General features: G+C 73.4%; 15 protein-coding genes and 1 rRNA gene. 12 read left to right on the forward strand and 4 right to left on the reverse strand.

Annotated features, from left to right (window positions below; genetic code table 11):
- The first annotated feature begins 69 nt into the window (after window positions 1-69).
- Together rrf and OG440_RS29310 are read left to right on the forward strand one after the other, a co-directional pair.
- A 5S ribosomal RNA gene (gene rrf, locus OG440_RS29305) occupies window positions 70-186 on the forward strand.
- A 1406-nt stretch (window positions 187-1592) separates the two neighbouring features.
- Window positions 1593-2435, forward strand: a complete 843-nt coding sequence (locus tag OG440_RS29310; RefSeq protein ID WP_406011489.1) for a hypothetical protein — start codon at window positions 1593-1595, stop codon at window positions 2433-2435.
- A gap of 66 nt (window positions 2436-2501) precedes the next feature.
- Here OG440_RS29310 and OG440_RS29315 read toward each other — a convergent pair whose 3' ends face one another.
- The gene (locus tag OG440_RS29315) at window positions 2502-3785 is read right to left on the reverse strand and encodes a DUF1015 domain-containing protein (RefSeq protein ID WP_406009772.1); all 1284 of its coding nucleotides are present in this window, start codon (window positions 3783-3785) and stop codon (window positions 2502-2504) included.
- A 73-nt stretch (window positions 3786-3858) separates the two neighbouring features.
- Between OG440_RS29315 and OG440_RS29320 the strand changes: the two genes are divergently transcribed.
- The 4 genes from OG440_RS29320 (at window position 3859) to OG440_RS29335 (ending at window position 7986) form a co-directional block, all read left to right on the forward strand.
- Window positions 3859-4887 (forward strand): HAD hydrolase-like protein, encoded by a 1029-nt coding sequence (locus OG440_RS29320; protein ID WP_406009773.1) that lies wholly within the window; start codon window positions 3859-3861, stop codon window positions 4885-4887.
- 116 nt (window positions 4888-5003) lie between these two features.
- On the forward strand, window positions 5004-6047 hold the full coding sequence (locus OG440_RS29325) for a FecCD family ABC transporter permease (RefSeq protein WP_406009774.1): 1044 nt from the start codon (window positions 5004-5006) through the stop codon (window positions 6045-6047).
- Complete coding sequence (locus tag OG440_RS29330) at window positions 6044-7105, forward strand: FecCD family ABC transporter permease (RefSeq protein WP_406009775.1); 1062 nt, start codon at window positions 6044-6046, stop codon at window positions 7103-7105. The genes OG440_RS29325 and OG440_RS29330 overlap by 4 nt, the downstream gene beginning before the upstream one ends.
- Window positions 7102-7986, forward strand: a complete 885-nt coding sequence (locus tag OG440_RS29335; protein WP_406009776.1) for an ABC transporter ATP-binding protein — start codon at window positions 7102-7104, stop codon at window positions 7984-7986. The genes OG440_RS29330 and OG440_RS29335 overlap by 4 nt, the downstream gene beginning before the upstream one ends.
- Here OG440_RS29335 and OG440_RS29340 read toward each other — a convergent pair.
- Window positions 7970-8317, reverse strand: coding sequence for an SCP2 sterol-binding domain-containing protein (locus tag OG440_RS29340; protein WP_406009777.1), 348 nt, complete (start codon window positions 8315-8317; stop codon window positions 7970-7972). The two genes, OG440_RS29335 and OG440_RS29340, sit on opposite strands and share 17 nt — an antisense overlap.
- A 42-nt stretch (window positions 8318-8359) precedes the next feature.
- Between OG440_RS29340 and OG440_RS29345 the strand changes: the two genes are divergently transcribed.
- From OG440_RS29345 to OG440_RS29370, 6 genes are all read left to right on the forward strand, one after another.
- On the forward strand, window positions 8360-8665 hold the full coding sequence (locus OG440_RS29345; protein ID WP_406009778.1) for a hypothetical protein: 306 nt from the start codon (window positions 8360-8362) through the stop codon (window positions 8663-8665).
- A 54-nt stretch (window positions 8666-8719) separates the two neighbouring features.
- Entirely contained in the window at window positions 8720-9535 is an 816-nt protein-coding gene (locus tag OG440_RS29350; RefSeq protein ID WP_406009779.1) for a TlyA family RNA methyltransferase, read from the forward strand.
- On the forward strand, window positions 9532-10437 hold the full coding sequence (locus OG440_RS29355) for an NAD kinase (RefSeq protein ID WP_406009780.1): 906 nt from the start codon (window positions 9532-9534) through the stop codon (window positions 10435-10437). Before OG440_RS29350 ends, OG440_RS29355 begins: the two co-directional genes overlap by 4 nt.
- 155 nt (window positions 10438-10592) lie before the next feature.
- Window positions 10593-12311, forward strand: coding sequence for a DNA repair protein RecN (gene recN / locus OG440_RS29360; RefSeq protein ID WP_406011490.1), 1719 nt, complete (start codon window positions 10593-10595; stop codon window positions 12309-12311).
- Between the two features lie 83 nt (window positions 12312-12394).
- Complete coding sequence (locus OG440_RS29365) at window positions 12395-13156, forward strand: hypothetical protein (protein ID WP_406009781.1); 762 nt, start codon at window positions 12395-12397, stop codon at window positions 13154-13156.
- A gap of 209 nt (window positions 13157-13365) precedes the next feature.
- A complete protein-coding gene (locus OG440_RS29370) occupies window positions 13366-14493 on the forward strand; it encodes a glycosyltransferase family 4 protein (protein WP_406009782.1) in 1128 nt (375 codons plus the stop codon).
- Between the two features lie 3 nt (window positions 14494-14496).
- Here the strand turns inward: OG440_RS29370 and OG440_RS29375 are convergent, their stop codons facing one another.
- A complete protein-coding gene (locus OG440_RS29375) occupies window positions 14497-16140 on the reverse strand; it encodes a PucR family transcriptional regulator (RefSeq protein WP_406009783.1) in 1644 nt (547 codons plus the stop codon).
- Window positions 16141-16161: 21 nt separating this feature from the next.
- Window positions 16162-17544 (reverse strand): FAD-binding oxidoreductase, encoded by a 1383-nt coding sequence (locus OG440_RS29380; protein ID WP_406009784.1) that lies wholly within the window; start codon window positions 17542-17544, stop codon window positions 16162-16164.
- Window positions 17545-17602 lie beyond the last annotated feature (58 nt).

The raw sequence follows: 17602 nt of genomic DNA on the forward strand, positions 1-17602 counted from the left end.
CAACGACTGTTGCCGGCTAGAGCTGAAAACAAGTAAAAAGTGTGCTTGTTCGCTCGAAACCATTAGGGTTTCGGTGGTCATAGCGTGAGGGAAACGCCCGGTTACATTTCGAACCCGGAAGCTAAGCCTTACAGCGCCGATGGTACTGCAGGGGGGACCCTGTGGGAGAGTAGGACACCGCCGAACAATCTTTGGAAAGGACCCCTGGTCCCAGCGTTCAGCTGGGACCAGGGGTCCTTTTCGTTTTTCTGGAGCGCGCCGGGTACCCGGGTGCGCGAGAATGTTTGCGGTACCGAAGACAGGAGTCACCGATGTCCACCAACTCTCCCGACGATCGACCGGAGCGCGACCAGCGGCGACGGGACAGTAGTGGGGACCGTGACAACCGCGGCGGTAACCGCGGGGACCGTGGCGGCTTCCGCCGCGACAACGACCGCGGTGGTTCCGACCGGCGTGACGACCGTCGCGACGACCGAGGCCGAAGTGATCGTGGTGACCGCGGTGGGTTCCGTGGTCCTCGCGACGACCGTCGGGACGACCGGCGTGACGACAATCGTGGTGGTGGCTTCCGCCGCGATGACAACCGTGGTTCTTCCCGTCCGGCGTTCCCGCGCGATGACCGGGGCGACCGTGGTCCGCGCCGGGACGACCGCGGTGAGCGTCCGCCGTTCCGTCGCGACGACCGCGGCGAGCGCCCTGCGTTCCGTCGGGACGACCGGCGTGACGACAATCGTGGTGGTGGCTTCCGCCGCGATGACAACCGTGGTTCTTCCCGTCCGGCGTTCCCGCGCGATGACCGGGGCGACCGTGGTCCGCGCCGGGACGACCGCGGTGAGCGTCCGCCGTTCCGTCGCGACGACCGCGGCGAGCGCCCTGCGTTCCGTCGGGACGACCGACGGGATGATCGACGGGACGACCGGGGCGAGCGTCCTCCCTTCCGTCGGGACGACAACCGTGGCGGTGGCTTCCGGCGCGATGACAACCGCGGTGGGTCCGGTGACCGTGACCGCGGTGGCTTCCGTGGGCCGAGGGACGATCGTCGTGATGACCGTCGTGACGGCGACCGCGGTTCTTCCCGTCCGGCGTTCCAGCGCGACGACCGGGGCGACCGTGGTCCGCGCAGGGACGACCGGGGTGAGCGTCCGCCGTTCCGTCGCGACGACCGCGGCGAGCGCCCCCCGTTCCGCCGGGACGACCGAGGTGAGCGGCCTGCGTTCCGTCGGGACGATCGACGTGACGACCGGCGTGATGAGCGGCGTGACGACCGGGGCGAGCGTCCTCCCTTCCGTCGGGACGACAACCGTGGTGGCGGCTTCGTTCGGCGTGACGACCGTAGGGACGACCGCCGCGACGACCGTCGGGGTGACGACCGTGGGAGTTACGGCCGGCGTGACGACAACCGGGGCGAGCGCGGTGGATTCCGTGGGTCTCGGGACGACCGGGATGCCCGTGGTCCCCGTAGGGACGACCGTGGTGGACGGCCCGGCGGGTCCGGTGGATACCGCGGCCGTGACGACCGTCGGGACGACCGCCAGGGTGGCGGGCCTCGTTTCCGTGACGAGCGGGACCGGGACCGGGAGCCGATCAAGCGGCTGCCGATTCCGGAGGACGTCACCGGTGACGAGATCGACAAGGACGTCCGGCAGGAGCTGCTGAGCCTGCCCAAGACGCTCGCCGAGGATGTCGCCAAGAACCTGGTGATGGTCGCCCGGCTGATCGACGAGGACCCCGAGGGTGCCTACGGGTACTCGAAGGTGGCCCTGCGGCTCGCTTCGCGTGTCGCTGCCGTGCGGGAGGCTGCCGGGTTCGCCGCGTACGCCAACCAGAAGTACAGCGAGGCGCTTGCCGAGTTCCGGGCCGCGCGGCGGATGAGCGGCGGTGTCGAGCTGTGGCCCGTCATGGCCGACTGCGAGCGTGGGCTCGGGCGGCCGGAGAAGGCGCTCGACATGGCCGGCGCTCCCGAGGTGCACAAGCTCGACAAGGCCGGCCAGGTGGAGATGCGGCTCGTCGCGGCGGGTGCCCGGCGTGACATGGGGCAACTGGACGCGGCCATCGTGACGTTGCAGAGCCCCGAGCTCGCCGCCGGATCCGTCCAGCCGTGGACCGCGCGGCTGAGGTACGCGTACGCCGACGCGCTGCTCGCCGCAGGGCGTGAGGGCGAGGCACGGGAGTGGTTCGCGAAGGCCCTCGAGGCCGACCGGGACGGCAGCACGGACGCCTCCGACCGGCTCGCCGAGCTGGACGGGGTGGACTTCGTCGACGCCCTGGACGAGGACGAGACCGAGAGCGCGCGCGAAACCGGGGCCGACGAGATCGTCGTCGAGGAAGCGCCGGACACCGCGGACGTCGAGGACACGGACGAGGTCACGGACGACCGTGACGAGGCCGAGCGCGGTGTGGTCGAGCGCGGTGTGGCCGACCGCGACGAGGACTGACACACGCCGGTAGCAGCGGCAAGGGGCGGGACCCGGGTATCGACCGGGTCCCGCCCCTTCGTGCGTTCAGAGGTCGAGTGCGCGCAGGACCAGGCCCGATGCGGGCTTCGGGCCGAACGACGTCGACTTGCGGGGCATCGTGACGCCCTGCCGGGCGAGATCGCGGACGACCTCCTCGCGGACGGGATGCAGGAGGACCGCCGTACCGCCGTCGCGTTCCGCCTTGCGTACCGTCGCGGCCGTGTCGTGGATGTAGGCGATGCGGGTGGGGTCGTCCTCGGGGATGTGCCATATGTGGTCGAGGAGCGTGGCGTGCAGGACCGTGGCGTCCAGGGTGCGCCAGGCCTGCGGGAAGTCGGCGGGAATCGTGCGGTCGAGCAGCGCCGGGTCCGGGTGGTCGACGAGATGGAAGGCGCCGTCGCCCGCCAGGAGGAAACCGTTGCCCGCGCAGGCCGCGTCCGCGAGGGCGTCGAGGGCCTGGGCGAGAGGGACGTCCAGGCGCTGGACGCGGAACCGGCCGTCGAGCGCGGCCAGGGCGTCGGCGACCGGAAGGCCGTGCAGGAGGCGGTGGATGGCGCGGACGCGCAAGGGGTAGCGGGCGGTGTCGACCAGAAGGACCAGACCGTGGTCCCAGGGGCTGGGGGACGCGTGCTCCGCGCGGAGCCGCAGGTAGGTCGCCCAGCGGTGGTGGCCGTCGGCGATGAGGGCCTGGTGCTGGGCGAGGTCCGCGAGGACCCGGGCCGTCTCGGCGGGGTCGGTGATCGCCCAGAGGCGGTGGCTGTAACCGTCCTCGGTGGTGGTGGACAGGAGCGGGGCGTCTTCCGCCGCGCGGTCCACGATCTCGGCCGCCGTGCCGTCGCCGCGGTAGGTGAGGAGGAGAGGTTCGAGGTTCGCGTGCGTGGCGCGCATCAGGGCCGCGCGGTCCGCGACGACGTGCGGCATGACGTCCTCGTGGGGGAGGACGATGCCCTCCGAGGGTTCCGAGACGCGGAGCGTGCCGATCAGGCCGCGCTGGAGCATGCCGTCGGAGTGCCGCTGCTCGTAGACGTACAGGGCCGGCTCGGGATCGGTGGTCAGGACGCCCTCGGACAGCCAGCGGCGCAGAGTGTCGGCGGCCTGTTCGTTGCGCGCCGCGGGGGTGATGGCCTCGGGCAGGATCAGCCGGACGATGTTGTACGGGTCGGCGTCCTGAAGGTGGTGCAGGCCGTCGGGGCGGACCACGACGTCGTACGGCGGGGAGGTGACGGCGGCGAGACTGCCGACCCGGTCGGGGTCGTAGCGCAGGCCTCGGAACGGGGTGAGTTCCAGGCCTCGGGGCGCCGTTGCTTCCGAGTGACCTGCTGAGTTCATCCCGGCATCGTACGTCTGTCGGTGGCATGCGGGATGATCGGGGGAAAGCGGAGCGAACGAGGAGCGATGTGGAATGAGCCGGAGCGTCAGGACGAGGCCCGAGGGCAGTGGGCAGGCCCTGAGCGAGGCGTACGACACGGCGCTGCTCGACCTGGACGGGGTGGTGTACGCGGGGGGCGAGGCGATCGCGTACGCCGTCGAGTCGCTGGCCACCGCGCGCGCGGGCGGGATGCGTCTCGCGTACGTCACCAACAACGCGCTGCGGACGCCGGACGCGGTGGCCGGGCATCTGACGGAGCTGGGGATACCGACGGGCGCCGACGATGTCATCACCTCGGCGCAGGCGGTCGCGCGGCTGATCGCTGAGCAGGTGCCGGCGGGCGCGCGGGTGCTGGTGATCGGCGGGGAGGGACTGCGGGTGGCGCTGCGCGAGCGCGGACTCGAGCCGGTGGAGTCGGCGGACGACGATCCGGCGGCGGTGGTGCAGGGGTTCGGCGGGCCCGATCTGCCGTGGGGCCGGTTCGCGGAGGCTTCGTACGCCGTCGCGCGCGGGGTGCCGTGGTTCGCGTCCAACACCGACCTGACGATTCCCAGCGGGCGTGGCATCGCGCCGGGCAACGGCGCGGCGGTGGAGGTCGTGCGGATCGCGACCGGTGCCGAACCGCAGGTCGCGGGGAAGCCGTTGCCTCCCATGCACCGGGAGACGATCCTGAGGACCGGCGCCGAGCGGCCGTTGGTCGTCGGGGACCGGCTGGACACGGACATCGAGGGGGCGTTCAACGGCGAGGTCGACTCGCTGCTCGTCCTCACCGGCGTCACCGACGGGGCGCAGCTGCTCGCCGCGCCGCCGCAGCACCGGCCGACGTACGTCGACGGCGATCTGCGGGGGATGCTCACCGGTCAGCCCGAGGTCGCCGAGGACGGGGACGGCTTCCGGTGCGGTGGCTGGACGGCGAAGGCGGGTGCCGAGAGCCTGGAGTTGACGGGGGACGGCGAGGCCCTGGACGGGCTGCGGGCGCTGTGCGCGGCGGCCTGGACGGCGGCCGGTGACGGGGCGTGTGAGCTGGACGGGGGGAAGGCGCTGGCGCGGCTGGGCTGGTGAACCGGCGGGCAGAGGAGGAGTGGGCGGTGGGGCCGCGCAGTGGTGCAGCAGTGGCCCCTGGTGCGGGCCGTGACCAGGGATCGAGGCGGGTTGGCAGGGTAGGCTAACCTAACTGCGTGTTGGTCGACAGTGTTCCCGAACAACGCGCGGAAACCGCCCCCGCGCCTCCGAAACGCCGGGCGATACGGCCCGTCGGGCTGCTCGCCGCCGTGGCGGTCCTGCTGCTGGTGGCGGTGGCGAGTATCGCCGTCGGCGCCAAGGAGCTGTCCGTGGCGCAGGTGATGCACGGGCTGTTCCAGGACTCGGGGACCTACGCGGACGTCGTGGTCGACGAGCGGTTGTCCAGGACCGTGCTGGGGCTGCTGGTCGGGGCCGCGCTCGGGCTGTCCGGTGCCGTGCTCCAGGCGCTGACGCGCAATCCGCTGGCCGACCCCGGGCTGCTCGGAATCAACGCGGGCGCCTCGGCGGCCGTCGTCACCGCGATCACCTACTTCGGCGTCACGAGCCTGACCGGCTATGTGTGGTTCGCCTTCTTCGGGGCGGCCGCCGTCGGCGCGCTGGTCTGGTTCCTCGGCGGGAGCCGGGGAGCCACGCCGGTGCGGCTCGCGCTCGCCGGCACGGCGATCAGTGCCGCGCTGTACGGCTATCTCCAGGCCGTGATGATCATGGACGACGCGGCGCTCGCCAGGATGCGGTTCTGGACGGTCGGTTCGCTGTCGACGGCCACCGACGAGACCATCCGGCAGGTGCTGCCCTTCCTGGTCGTCGGCACCCTCCTCGCGTTCGCCCTCGCCCGGCCGCTGAACGCCTTGGCGATGGGCGACGACACCGCCAAGGCGCTCGGCGCGAACCTGAACCGCACCCGGGCGCTGTCGATGCTGGCCGCCACCGTGCTGTGCGGGGCCGCGACCGCCGCCTGCGGGCCGATCGTGTTCGTCGGGCTGATGGTCCCGCACATCGTCCGCTCGTTCACCGGCCCCGACCTGCGCTGGATCATGCCGTACGCGGCCGTCCTGTCGCCGGTGCTGCTGCTCGGGTCCGATGTCGTCGGCCGGGTCGTCGCCCGGCCCTCGGAGGTCCAGGTCGGCATCATCACCGCGATCATCGGCGGCCCGGTCTTCATCTTTCTCGTACGACGGCGGAGGGCGGCCCAGCTGTGAAGACCGAGCAGAAGACCCCCCACGGCCGTCCTCGGGCGCTGCGCACCCCCGGTGGGTTCTCCGTCCGGCTGGAGCCGCGAGCGCTGATCGTGGTCGCCCTGCTGGTGGTGGCCGCGCTCGCCGCGAGCGTGGTGCTGATCGGCACCGGCGACTTCCCGATCCCGGCCGGGGACGTGGTGAGGACGCTGCTGGGCGACGGCGACGCCGGCCAGGAGTTCATCGTCAACGAACTGCGGCTGCCGCGGGTCCTGGTGGGTCTGCTCGTCGGGGCCTCGCTGGGGCTCGGCGGCGCGCTCTTCCAGGCCGTGTCGCGCAATCCGCTGGGCAGCCCGGACGTGCTGGGGCTCGGCCAGGGCGCCACGGCCGGCGCCCTCGTGATGATCGTGCTGTTCTCCGGGAGCGCCGCCCAGGTGACCGTCGGCGCGCTGGTCGGCGGCCTGGTGACCGGGGCCCTCATCTACCTGCTGGCGTGGAAGCGGGGCGTTCACGGCTACCGGCTGGTGCTCGTCGGCATCGGCATCTCGGCGATCGCCACGGCGGTCAACGGCTATCTGATGACCAAGGCCGACTTCGTCGACGCGGCCCGCGCCGTCGTGTGGATGACCGGCACCCTCGACGGCCGGGACTGGAAGCAGGTCTGGCCGCTGCTCGCCCTGGCCTGTGTGCTCGTGCCGCTCGTGCTCGCCAACGCGCGCGGGCTGCGGATGACGGAGATGGGCGACGACGTCTCCCACGCGCTGGGGGTCCGCGTGGAGCGCGTCCGGCTGGTGGTGATGGTCTCCGCCGTGCTGCTCACCGCGGCCGCCACCGCCGCCGCGGGCCCGGTCAGCTTCGTGGCGCTCACCGCGCCGCAGCTCGCCCGGCGCCTGACCCGCTCGCCCGGGCCCAACCTGGTGCCGTCCCTGTGCATGGGCGCCGCGCTGCTGGTCACCGCCGACTGGGCATCGCAACGGCTCTTCGGCGACGGACAGCTGCCCGTGGGCGTGGTCACCGGGGTGCTGGGCGGGGTGTACCTGCTGTGGCTCCTCGTCACCGAGCGCAGGGCGGGCCGGATATGAGCCGCGCGGTCGACGACCACGGCCGCCCGGCCGATCAGAACAACCGAAGGAGCACCGTGAACCGCCTGTCCGCCGAGAACGTCACCCTCGCCTATGACCAGCGGGTCATCGCCGAACAGCTGTCGGTGGGGATACCGGACAACTCCTTCACGGTGATCGTCGGTCCGAACGCGTGCGGCAAGTCGACGTTGCTGCGGGCGCTGTCGCGGATGCTGAAGCCGAGCCGGGGCCGGGTGCTCCTCGACGGACAGGTCATCCAGTCGATGCCCGCGAAGAAGGTCGCGCGGACGCTGGGCCTGCTGCCGCAGTCGTCGATCGCGCCCGACGGGATCACCGTCGCCGACCTCGTGGGCCGCGGCCGCTACCCGCACCAGGGCATCCTGCGCCAGTGGTCGGTCGAGGACGAGCGGGTGGTGCGGGAGTCCATGGCACAGACCGGGGTCGCCGAGCTCGCCGACCGCTATGTCGACGAGCTGTCCGGCGGCCAGCGCCAGCGGGTGTGGATCGCGATGGCCCTCGCCCAGCAGACCCCGCTGCTGCTGCTCGACGAGCCGACGACCTACCTCGACATCCAGCACCAGATCGACGTACTGGACCTGTGCGCGGAGCTGCACGAGGAGCAGGGGCGCACGCTCGTCGCCGTGCTGCACGACCTCAACCACGCGGCCCGGTACGCCACCCACCTGATCGCGCTGAAGGGCGGCGAGGTCATCGCCCAGGGCGCGCCGAACGACATCGTCACCGCCGGGCTGGTGGAGGAGGTGTTCGGGCTGCGCTGCCAGGTCATCGAGGACCCGGAGACGGGCACCCCGCTGGTGGTTCCGGCGGCGCGCAGGACACGTGCCCGGGTCGAGCGGGCGGTCGCTACAGAAGTTTCCTGAGCTGGAACAGATCGCGCAGGCCCGCGTCCAGCTTCACCCGCCCCGAGCCCCAGGCCTTCGCGAAGTTCAGCTCGCCGGCGACCAGCGCGACCAGATCGTCGCCGGTCATGGCCAGCCTGATCTGGGCCTTCTCCACGGGAGGACCCTGAAGGGTGTCCTGCACGACGATCCTGCCGTCCGTCATCCGGCCGACGAACGTGACGTCGAGGTCGGTGATCCGGCAGCTCACCGAACGGTCCAGGGCGGCGGCGGTCCGGACGTCACCTTCGGCGCTGCGCATGCTGTCGGAGAGCTTCTCGAGTGCGGCGTGGCACTCCTCGATCGTGGCCATCGCGATCGACGTTACCCCAGGCGTTCGAGGTAGCGTCTTCGCATGAGCGACACAGCGCCGGAGACGGGGACGCGGACCGCCCCGGAGACCGTGCCCGAGGGACAGGAGCAGGAGCGGGAGTACGATCCCGCGGCTCCCGCCCCGCTGGAGGTCCCCGCCGATCCCACCGGGAACGCGGAGGTGGACGCCCTGCTGGACCGGCTGGCCGACGCCGACCACCTCGCCACCGACGGACACGTCGAGGTGTACGAGGATGTACACCGGGGGCTGCGCGACGCGCTCACCGCGCTCGACACCCGCCCGGGACCGCCGGCTCCCGCCGGTCACCCGACCACCACCCCGCGATGAGACCCTTCGGGGCCACCTCGCGCATGACGTACGGCACTAGGAGCTGAACCGAACGTGGCAGGAGTCGCACGACGCCGTCTGGACGCGGAGCTGGTCCGCCGCAAGCTCGCGCGCTCGCGCGAGCATGCCGGCCAGCTGATCGCCGCCGGGCGGGTCACCGTCGACAAGACCGTCGCGACCAAGTCCGCCACCCAGGTCGAGACGGCGGCCGCGATCGTCGTCGCCGTCGACGGCGACGACCCCGACTACGTGTCCCGGGGCGGCCACAAGCTCGCCGGCGCGCTCGCCGCGTTCGTGCCGCTGGGGCTCGTGGTGGAGGGGCGGCGGGCGCTGGACGCCGGCGCGTCGACCGGCGGGTTCACCGATGTGCTGCTGCGCGCGGGGGCCGTGCACGTGGTCGCCGTCGACGTCGGATACGGGCAACTCGCGTGGTCTCTTCGCAGCGATGAACGCGTCACCGTCAAGGACCGTACGAACGTACGCGAGTTGACGCTTGAAGCGATCGATGGGAAGCCTGTGGATCTTGTCGTGGGGGACTTGTCCTTCATCCCGCTGGGGCTGGTGCTGCCGGCCCTGGCACGGTGCACCGAGCCGGACGCGGACCTGGTGATGATGGTCAAGCCGCAGTTCGAGGTGGGGAAGGAACGGCTCGGCAGCGGGGGTGTGGTGCGCAGTCCGCAGTTGCGGGCCGAGGCGGTGCGGGGCGTGGCCGGGAAGGCGTGGGACCTGGGGCTCGGCGTGAAGGGTGTCACCGCCAGCCCGCTGCCCGGACCTTCGGGCAATGTCGAGTACTTTCTGTGGCTCAGGGCCGGGGCGCCTGCCCTCGACCCGGCCGACGTTGACCGTGCAGTTGCGGAGGGGCCGCGTTGACTCAGAACCGAGCTCGTACTGTTTTCCTGCTCGCCCACACGGGGCGGCCGGCGGCCATCCGCAGCGCCGAGCTGGTCGTCAAGGGACTGCTGCGTGAGGGCATCGGGGTGCGCGTCCTGGAGTACGAGGCCGCCGACCTGCCCCTGCCCGAGGAGGTGGAGCTGGTCGCCGAGGCCACTCCGCAGTGCCTCGAGGGGTGCGAGCTGCTCATCGTGCTCGGCGGCGACGGCACGCTGCTGCGCGGCGCGGAATTCGCGCGGGCCTCGGGGGTGCCGATGCTCGGCGTCAACCTGGGCAGCGTCGGCTTCCTCGCCGAGGCCGAGCGCGACGACCTCGACAAGGTCGTCGACCGGGTGGTGACGAAGGCGTACGAGGTCGAGGAGCGGATGACCGTCGACGTCGTCGTGCACCGCAACGGCGACATCGTGCACACCGACTGGGCGCTGAACGAGGCGGCCGTGCAGAAGGCGGGCGCGGAGAAGCTGCTGGAGGTCGTGCTGGAGATCGACGGGCGGCCGGTCACCGGGTTCGGGTGCGACGGGATCGTGCTGTCCACGCCGACGGGGTCGACCGCCTACGCGTTCTCGGCGGGCGGTCCCGTGGTGTGGCCCGAGGTCGAGGCGCTGCTGATGGTGCCGATCAGCGCGCACGCGCTGTTCGCGAAGCCGCTCGTGACCTCGCCCGACTCCGTGCTCGCGGTGGAGGTGCTGCCGCACATTCCGCCGGGTGTCCTGTGGTGCGACGGGCGGCGGACCGTCGAGCTGCCCGCCGGGGCCCGGGTGGAGGTGCGGCGGGGAGCCGTGCCGGTCCGGCTCGCGCGGCTGCACCACGCGTCGTTCACGGACCGGCTGGTGGCGAAGTTCGCGCTGCCCGTCTCCGGGTGGCGGGGAGCCCGGCACTAGCGGTTCGCAGGCCCGCGCCCCCGGCGCGACTCCACTCACCCGGGTGACACGGCGCCGTCGATACACATTCTTCACCTGCGGGTTCCCCTTCCGGGGCCGGGGGGCGTCGCACTTCCTCCCCCCGACCTCGTAAGGTCTTGTCCGTGTTGGAGGAGATGCGGATACGGTCGCTCGGAGTCATCGACGACGCGGTCGTGGAGCTGTCACCAGGCTTCACCGCTGTCACGGGTGAGACGGGCGCGGGCAAGACCATGGTGGTCACGAGCCTCGGGCTGCTGCTGGGCGGGCGCGCTGATCCCGCGCTCGTGCGGATCGGCGCCGAGAAGGCGGTCGTGGAGGGGCGCATCACCGTGCCCGCGAACGCCTCGGCGGTGGTACGGGCCGAGGAGGCCGGGGCCGAGCTGGACGACGGGGCGCTACTCATCAGCCGTACCGTTTCCGCCGAGGGGCGGTCGCGGGCGCACGTGGGCGGACGGAGTGTGCCCATGGGCGTGCTCGCCGAGCTCGCCGACGAGCTGGTCGCCGTCCACGGGCAGACCGACCAGCAGGGGCTGCTGAAGCTGTCCCGGCAACGGCAGGCCCTCGACCGGTACGCGGGCGACGCGGTGACCGTGCCGCTCGCCAAGTACACCGAGGCCTACCGGCGGCTGCGGGCCGTCGCCGTCGAGCTGGAGGAGATCGTCACCCGCGCGCGGGAGCGGGCCCAGGAGGCCGACCTGCTGCGTTTCGGTCTCGACGAGATCGCCGGCGTCGAACCGCGCGCCGGGGAGGACGTGGAGCTGGCGGAGGAGGCCGAACGGCTCGGGCACGCGGAAGCGCTGTCGTCCGCCGCCACGGCCGCCCACGCCGCGCTCGCCGGCAATCCGGAGGATCCCGAGGGCATCGAGGCCACGACGCTCGTCGCGGGCGCGCAGCGGGCCCTGGAGGCCGTCAGGTCGCACGATCCGGCGCTGGCCGCGCTCGCCGACCGGATCGGCGAGATCGGGATCCTGCTGGGCGATGTGGCGGGCGAGCTCGCGGGGTACGCCGACGACCTCGACGCCGACCCGCTGCGGCTGTCGGCCGTCGAGGAGCGGCGGGCCGCGCTGACCGCGCTCACCCGCAAGTACGGGCAGGACGTGGACGCCGTGCTGGTCTGGGCCGAGCAGAGCGCCGCCCGGCTCACCGAGCTGGACGGCGACGACGGGCGCGTCGACGAGCTGACCGCCGAACGGGACGCGCTGCGCGAGGAACTCGGCGGGCTGGCGCAGACGCTGACGGACGCGCGCACGGACGCCGCCGAGCGGTTCGCCGCCGCCGTGACCGCCGAGCTGGCCTCTCTCGCCATGCCGCACGCGCGCGTGTCGTTCGACATCCGGCAGACCGAGGACCCGGAGGGCGTCGAGGTCGGCGGACGTCCGGTCGCCTACGGTCCGGCCGGCGTGGACGAGGTCGAGCTGCTGCTCGCCCCGCACCCGGGCGCGCCGGCCCGGCCCATCGCCAAGGGCGCGTCCGGCGGTGAGCTCTCGCGCGTGATGCTGGCCGTCGAGGTGGTGTTCGCGGGGACGGATCCGGTGCCGACGTATCTCTTCGACGAGGTCGACGCGGGCGTCGGCGGCAAGGCGGCGGTCGAGATCGGGCGGCGCCTCGCCCGGCTCGCCAAGACCGCCCAGGTCGTCGTGGTCACCCACCTCCCGCAGGTCGCCGCCTTCGCCGACCGGCAGCTGCTGGTCGAGAAGACCAACGACGGGTCGGTCACCCGGTCCGGCGTGAAGGTCCTGGAGGGCGAGGAGCGCATCCGGGAGCTGTCCCGGATGCTCGCCGGGCAGGAGGACTCCGAGACGGCCCGGGCGCACGCCGAGGAGCTGCTGGCCACCGCCCGCGCGGACGGCTAGAGACGTCCGGCGCCCTGCCGTCCGGTCGGGTGCCGGGCGACCGCCGTGGAATCCCCGGGGCGGCCGTTCCCTAGGGTGAGGGCATGTTCACACTGAGGGGACGGGGTCCGGCGTTCGCGCTGACGGCCGGGCTGACCCGGGCGACGGCGGCGGCCCTGCGCGCCGCGGCGCCCGGCGGGCGCGCACGCTGGGAGCGGGAGAACCACGCGGGGCGGACGGTCGGGCTGTACTCCGGTCCCGCCACCGCCCTGGCCGGCGCGCTCGCGGCGGGACGGACGGCGCCGGCCGCCGCGCTCGCCGTCGCCGCCGCCGGGATCTGCGGGGCGTACGACGATGTCGTCGGCGCCGGTGACGCGCGGCGGGGCTTCCGGGCCCATCTGGGCGCGTTGCGGACGGGCGAGGTCACCAGCGGCGCCGTGAAGCTGTTCGGGGTGTCGGCGGCCGGGCTGGTGGCGGGGGCGCTGCTGAAGGACCGGCTCCCGGAGCAGGTGCTGGCCGGGGTGGTGATCGCCGGGGCCGCCCACTTCGTGAACCTTGTGGACGTGCGCCCCGGACGGGCCGCCGGCGCCGTGCTCGCCCTGGGCGCGCCGGGGTTGCTGCGCGCGGGGGCGGCGGGCGAGCTGTCCGCCGTGGCGGTCGGAGCCGCCGCGGCCGTTCTCCCCGACGATCTGGGCGGGCGGGACATGCTCGGCGACTGCGGGGCACACGCGCTCGGCGCGCTGCTGGGGGCGGCGGTGGTGGCCGGCAACGGCCGGGCCGGCCTGGTGGCGCACGCAGCCGCCGTCGTGGTCGCGGCGGTGTACGGGGAGCAGGTGAGCGAGGCGGCGAGGTCGGCACTCGGGTAATCGAACGGAACCCCGGCTTCTTTCACCCGTGTGGGTGCGGCCAGGGGGCCTGTGACCGGGTGTCAGGGCGCTCGACGGCACGGAACACCCGTACGTGCTGGCATCCTTGGGCGTAGTACGTGGAGGAAAGTCGGCGGTCCACCCCTCCGCCCGGTCCTTCTGTACGTTTCTTCGTGACCGTCCCACGCCGAACCAGGAGCCCCGGCCACGTGAGCAGCCACTCACCGCACGGCCAGTCGTCGCTGCGCACCGTGCAGGTGCTGGGCGGCGGCAACGCCGGCAGCAGCGCGCACGTGCGTTCCCTGGCCGCCGGGCTCGTCGCGCGGGGCGTGCGAGTGACGGTGTGCGCCCCCGGCGAGGCGGATGACACCTACGACTTCACGGGGGCCGGCGCCGAACACGTGCACGTGCCGCGCAGCAGCGATCCCGGGTCGGTGGCGGCGCTCCGCGCGGCCTGCACGGACGCCGACCTCGTCCACGCGCACGGACTGCACGCCTCGTTCCGGGCCGTCCTCGCGCTCAGCGGCCGGCGTACCCCGCTCATCGTCACCTGGCACAACCGCGCGCACGCCGAGGGAGCTCGCGCCCATCTGCTGCGGCTGCTGGAACGGCGGGTCGCGAGGGCGGCGACCGTGGTCCTCGGCACCACCTCCGACCTCGTCGACCGGGCCCGCGGGACCGGCGCGCGCGACGCACGGCTCGCCGCCGTGGCGCTGCCCGGGTCCCGCCGGACCGCGGGGAACGAGGAGTCCGAGTCGCCGCCCTCGAAACTCCGGGCCGAACTCGGCGCCATGGGGCGCCCGTTGTTCCTGGCCGTCGGCTCCCTGGACGGCCACCGCGGACACGACCTGCTGCTGGACGCCGCGCGGGTGTGGCGCGGCCTCGACCCCCTGCCGCTGGTCGTGGTCGCGGGGGAGGGGCCGCGGCGGGCGGAGCTCCAGCGCCGCATCGAGGACGAGGAGCTGCCGGTCCGGCTGCTGGGGCGACGCGACGACGTGAGCGAACTGCTCGCCGCCGCCGACCTCGCGCTGCTGCCCGGCGGCGGGGAGTCCCGGTCGGTCCTGGCGCAGGAGGCCCTGTACGCGCGCGTGCCGCTCGTCGCCGCCCTGACCGGCGGCGTCCGCGAACTCGTCGGCGACGCGGCCGAACTGGTCCCCGCGCACGACCCGGAGGCCTTCGCCGCAGCCGTCGTACGCCTCCTCGACGACCCCGGACGGGCCGAACTCCTGCGGGATCTCGGCACCCGGCAGGCCGCCGGCTGGCCCACCGAGGACGAGACCGTCGCCCAGGTCCTCAGCGTGTACGACGAGCTGACGCGGCCCCTGCCGATGATCTGAGCCCTACGTCACGTGCCGCCGCGCCCGCAGCGCCAGGCTCAACGCCAGCACGGTCTGCGGGTCGTCGAGGTCGGTGCCGAGCAACTCACCGATGCGGGCGAGACGGTTGTACAGCGTCTGGCGGTTGAGGTGCAGCTCACGGGCCGTCTCCGCCTTGCGGCCGGCGTGCGCCAGGTAGGTCTCCAGGGTCGGGAGCAGGGGCGGCTTGGAGCGCTGGTCGTGGTCGCGGACCGGGCCGATCGCGCGGTCCACGAAGGCCGCGAGGTCCGGGTGTTCGCGCAGCCGCCACAACAGGAGGTCGATGTCCAGGCGGCGGGCGTCGTACCAGGGCCGGTCCGGCAGACCCTGCGCGGCGGTCGCCGTCTCCGCCGCGTGTCTGAGGCCCGCCGAGGCGCCCGCCCAGCCGCCCGCCACCCCGACCACCACCACCGGCGGCTGGGCGCCCGGCCGCTGCATCCCGGCCCGCTCCACCCCGGCCCGCAGCGCCGCCGCGACCCGGTCGGCCACCGCGGAGCGCTCCGACTCCGAGCGCAGGCCCAGCAGCAATGGCACCCGGCCCTCCACCGGCCGCACGCCCAGCAGCACCGGTACGCCCACCGACGCCAGCTCCTCGGCGACCGCCCGCGCCAGCACCGCCCAGCCCCCGCCCGGGGAGAGGCCGTCGCCCAGCCGCATGACGACCGGGAGCAGCGGACCGGCTCCGGGCTTGAAGCCGAGGACGCGCGCCTGCGCCGGGGCGTCCTCCGCGGCGATCCGGCCCTCCGCGAGGTCGGTGAGGAAGTCGCCCCGGCCGCGTGCCGCGAGCTCCTCCTCCTGGCGGGCCTGCATCAGCACCACGGCCAGGATGCCGGCGGCCCGTTCGGCGGCGATCCGGTGCACCGGTGCGAGCGGGGCGCGCACAGGCAGCAGCACGAGCCGGGCGCGTACCGAACCCGCCCCCGGCCCGCCCCCGGGCACGTCCACGAGCACCGAGCCGGCGGGCGGCGGCGCGTCCTTGTGCGGCCCCCGCAGGCCCTCCCACACCTGGAGCGGGTCCGCGCCCTCGGGCCCGGCTCCGGCGGCGTACAGGAGCTGGCCGTCGGTCGTCTCCAGGAAGACGGGGTTGCCGCCGAAGTCCGCCAGAATGCCCAGGACCTGCGGTATCCCGCCCCCGCCGAGCAGCGCTTCCGTGCAGCGCCGGTGCACTTCCTCGGCCTGCTGGAGCAGCGTGTAGTGCCCGTTGACGATCTCGGTGTGGATCTCCTCCGTGACGGTCACGAACGGCACCTCGCGGTGCAGTTGCACCAGGGGGAGCCCGGTAGCGCGCGCCGTCTCGACGAGGGCCGCGGGCAGCCGGGTGAAGCGCGGGCCCAGCTCGATCACCAGGGCCGCGATGCCCCGTTCGGCCAGCGTGCGGACGAACACCCGCTGCTCCGCCGGACGGGTGCCGAGCCCGTAGCCCGTGGTCAGCAGCAGCTCGCCGCCCTTGAGCAGCGAGGCGATGTTCGGGACCTCGCCCGCGTGCACCCAGCGCACCGTGCGGCCCAGCCGGTCGGCGCCCGCGAGGATCTCGGGGAGCCCGCTGCGCAGGCCGGGCAGCTCCAGCGCGCGTCGCACGGTGATGCCGGCGCTCTGGCTGTCGAATCGGTGGTCCGTGCGGCTGTCCATGCAGCGGACGCTACCTGGCGTTCAGGCCGGTCGGATGTTGTGGTTGAAGCGGAAGACGTTGTCGGGGTCGTACGCCCGCTTGACGTCCGCGAGCCGCCGGTGGTTCGTCTCGCCCAGGCCCGCCACGACCCGGTCGGTGCCCTCGTCGCCGATGAAGTTGAGGTAGACCGCGCCCGTGCTCCACGGCTGTACGTCCGCCCGGACGTCCCGCACCCACTGCACGCACCGCTCGTCGTCCGCCGGGTCCTCCCACAGCCCGAAGGGGTGCACGCCCCAGGGCGCGTCACGGTAGGGCACGGGGTACTCGTGCGGGCCGGCGGCGATCGCGCCGCCCTGCGGGAACAGCGCGTGCATGGTGCCCGTCGGCACGGGCATGGCCCGGCCGCGGGCGCAGTACACGTCCACGAAGTCGTCGGGGGCGCCCGTCAGGTACTCCGCCGACCAGTAGTTCCGCATCCCGGGCGGATCGTCGATCATGCACTGGACGTCGGCGTACGGCATCGCCCCGACGACCTCCGTCTCGTGCGGCATCGCCAGCAGCGGTTCGGCGAGCTTGCGCAGGTCCGCCTCGGCGCCGGCGTACGTCAGCAGCACCCCGCACAGCAGCGAGCCGACCAGGTGCGGCGGGACGAACTCCTCGGGCGGGCCGGAGAGGTAGATGACGGCGCCGCCCGCCTCGTCCGGACCGGACGCGATGACGTCCCGGTAGGTGCGGGTGACCTCGGCGCCGAACTCGGGCAGGTACAGCAGCAGCGCGATGGAGAACTCGGGCAGCTCGTGCAGCTTCAGGGTGAGCGCGGTGGCGATGCCGAAGTTGCCGCCGCCGCCGTGCAGTGCCCAGAACAGGTCCGGGTTCTCGTCGGCGTTCGCGTGCACCTGCCGGCCCTCGGCGGTGACCAGTTCGACGCCGAGCAGGTTGTCGACGGCCAGCCCGTACGAGCGGTCCAGCCAGCCGGTGCCGCCGCCGAGGACGAAGCCGCCGACGCCGGTGGTGGAGGCCCGTCCGCCGGTCGTGGCCAGTCCGTGGGGCTGGCAGGCGCGGTCCAGGTCGCTCATCGTGGCCCCGCCCGCTACCCGTACCGCTTCGGAGGCGGGATCGACGGTGACCGCGCGCAGACGACGCAGGTCCACCACCAGGGCCCCGTCGCCCAGTGCCATGCCCGCGACGCTGTGTCCGCCGCCGCGTACCGCGATGGGCAGGTCCAGGTCACGGGCGAAGCGCACCGACCGCACGACGTCGGACTCGTCCACGCACTGGGCGATCACCGCGGGCCGGCGGTCGATCATCGAGTTGAAGACCGTCCGGGCCTCGTCGTAACCGGGATCCTCCGGGGCGAACACGTCGCCGACCAGTTCCTCGCGCAGCGCGGACAGAGCCGCGCCCGCCTTCGATGGGGAGGCCATGGGGGCGCCCCCTTCCGGAAAGGGGCTGTGGTCTCCCAGCCTAGGCGGGCGGGCCGTG

Origin of the sequence: Streptomyces sp. NBC_00637 (assembly GCF_045161545.1) — a bacterium.
Taxonomy (GTDB): domain Bacteria; phylum Actinomycetota; class Actinomycetes; order Streptomycetales; family Streptomycetaceae; genus Streptomyces.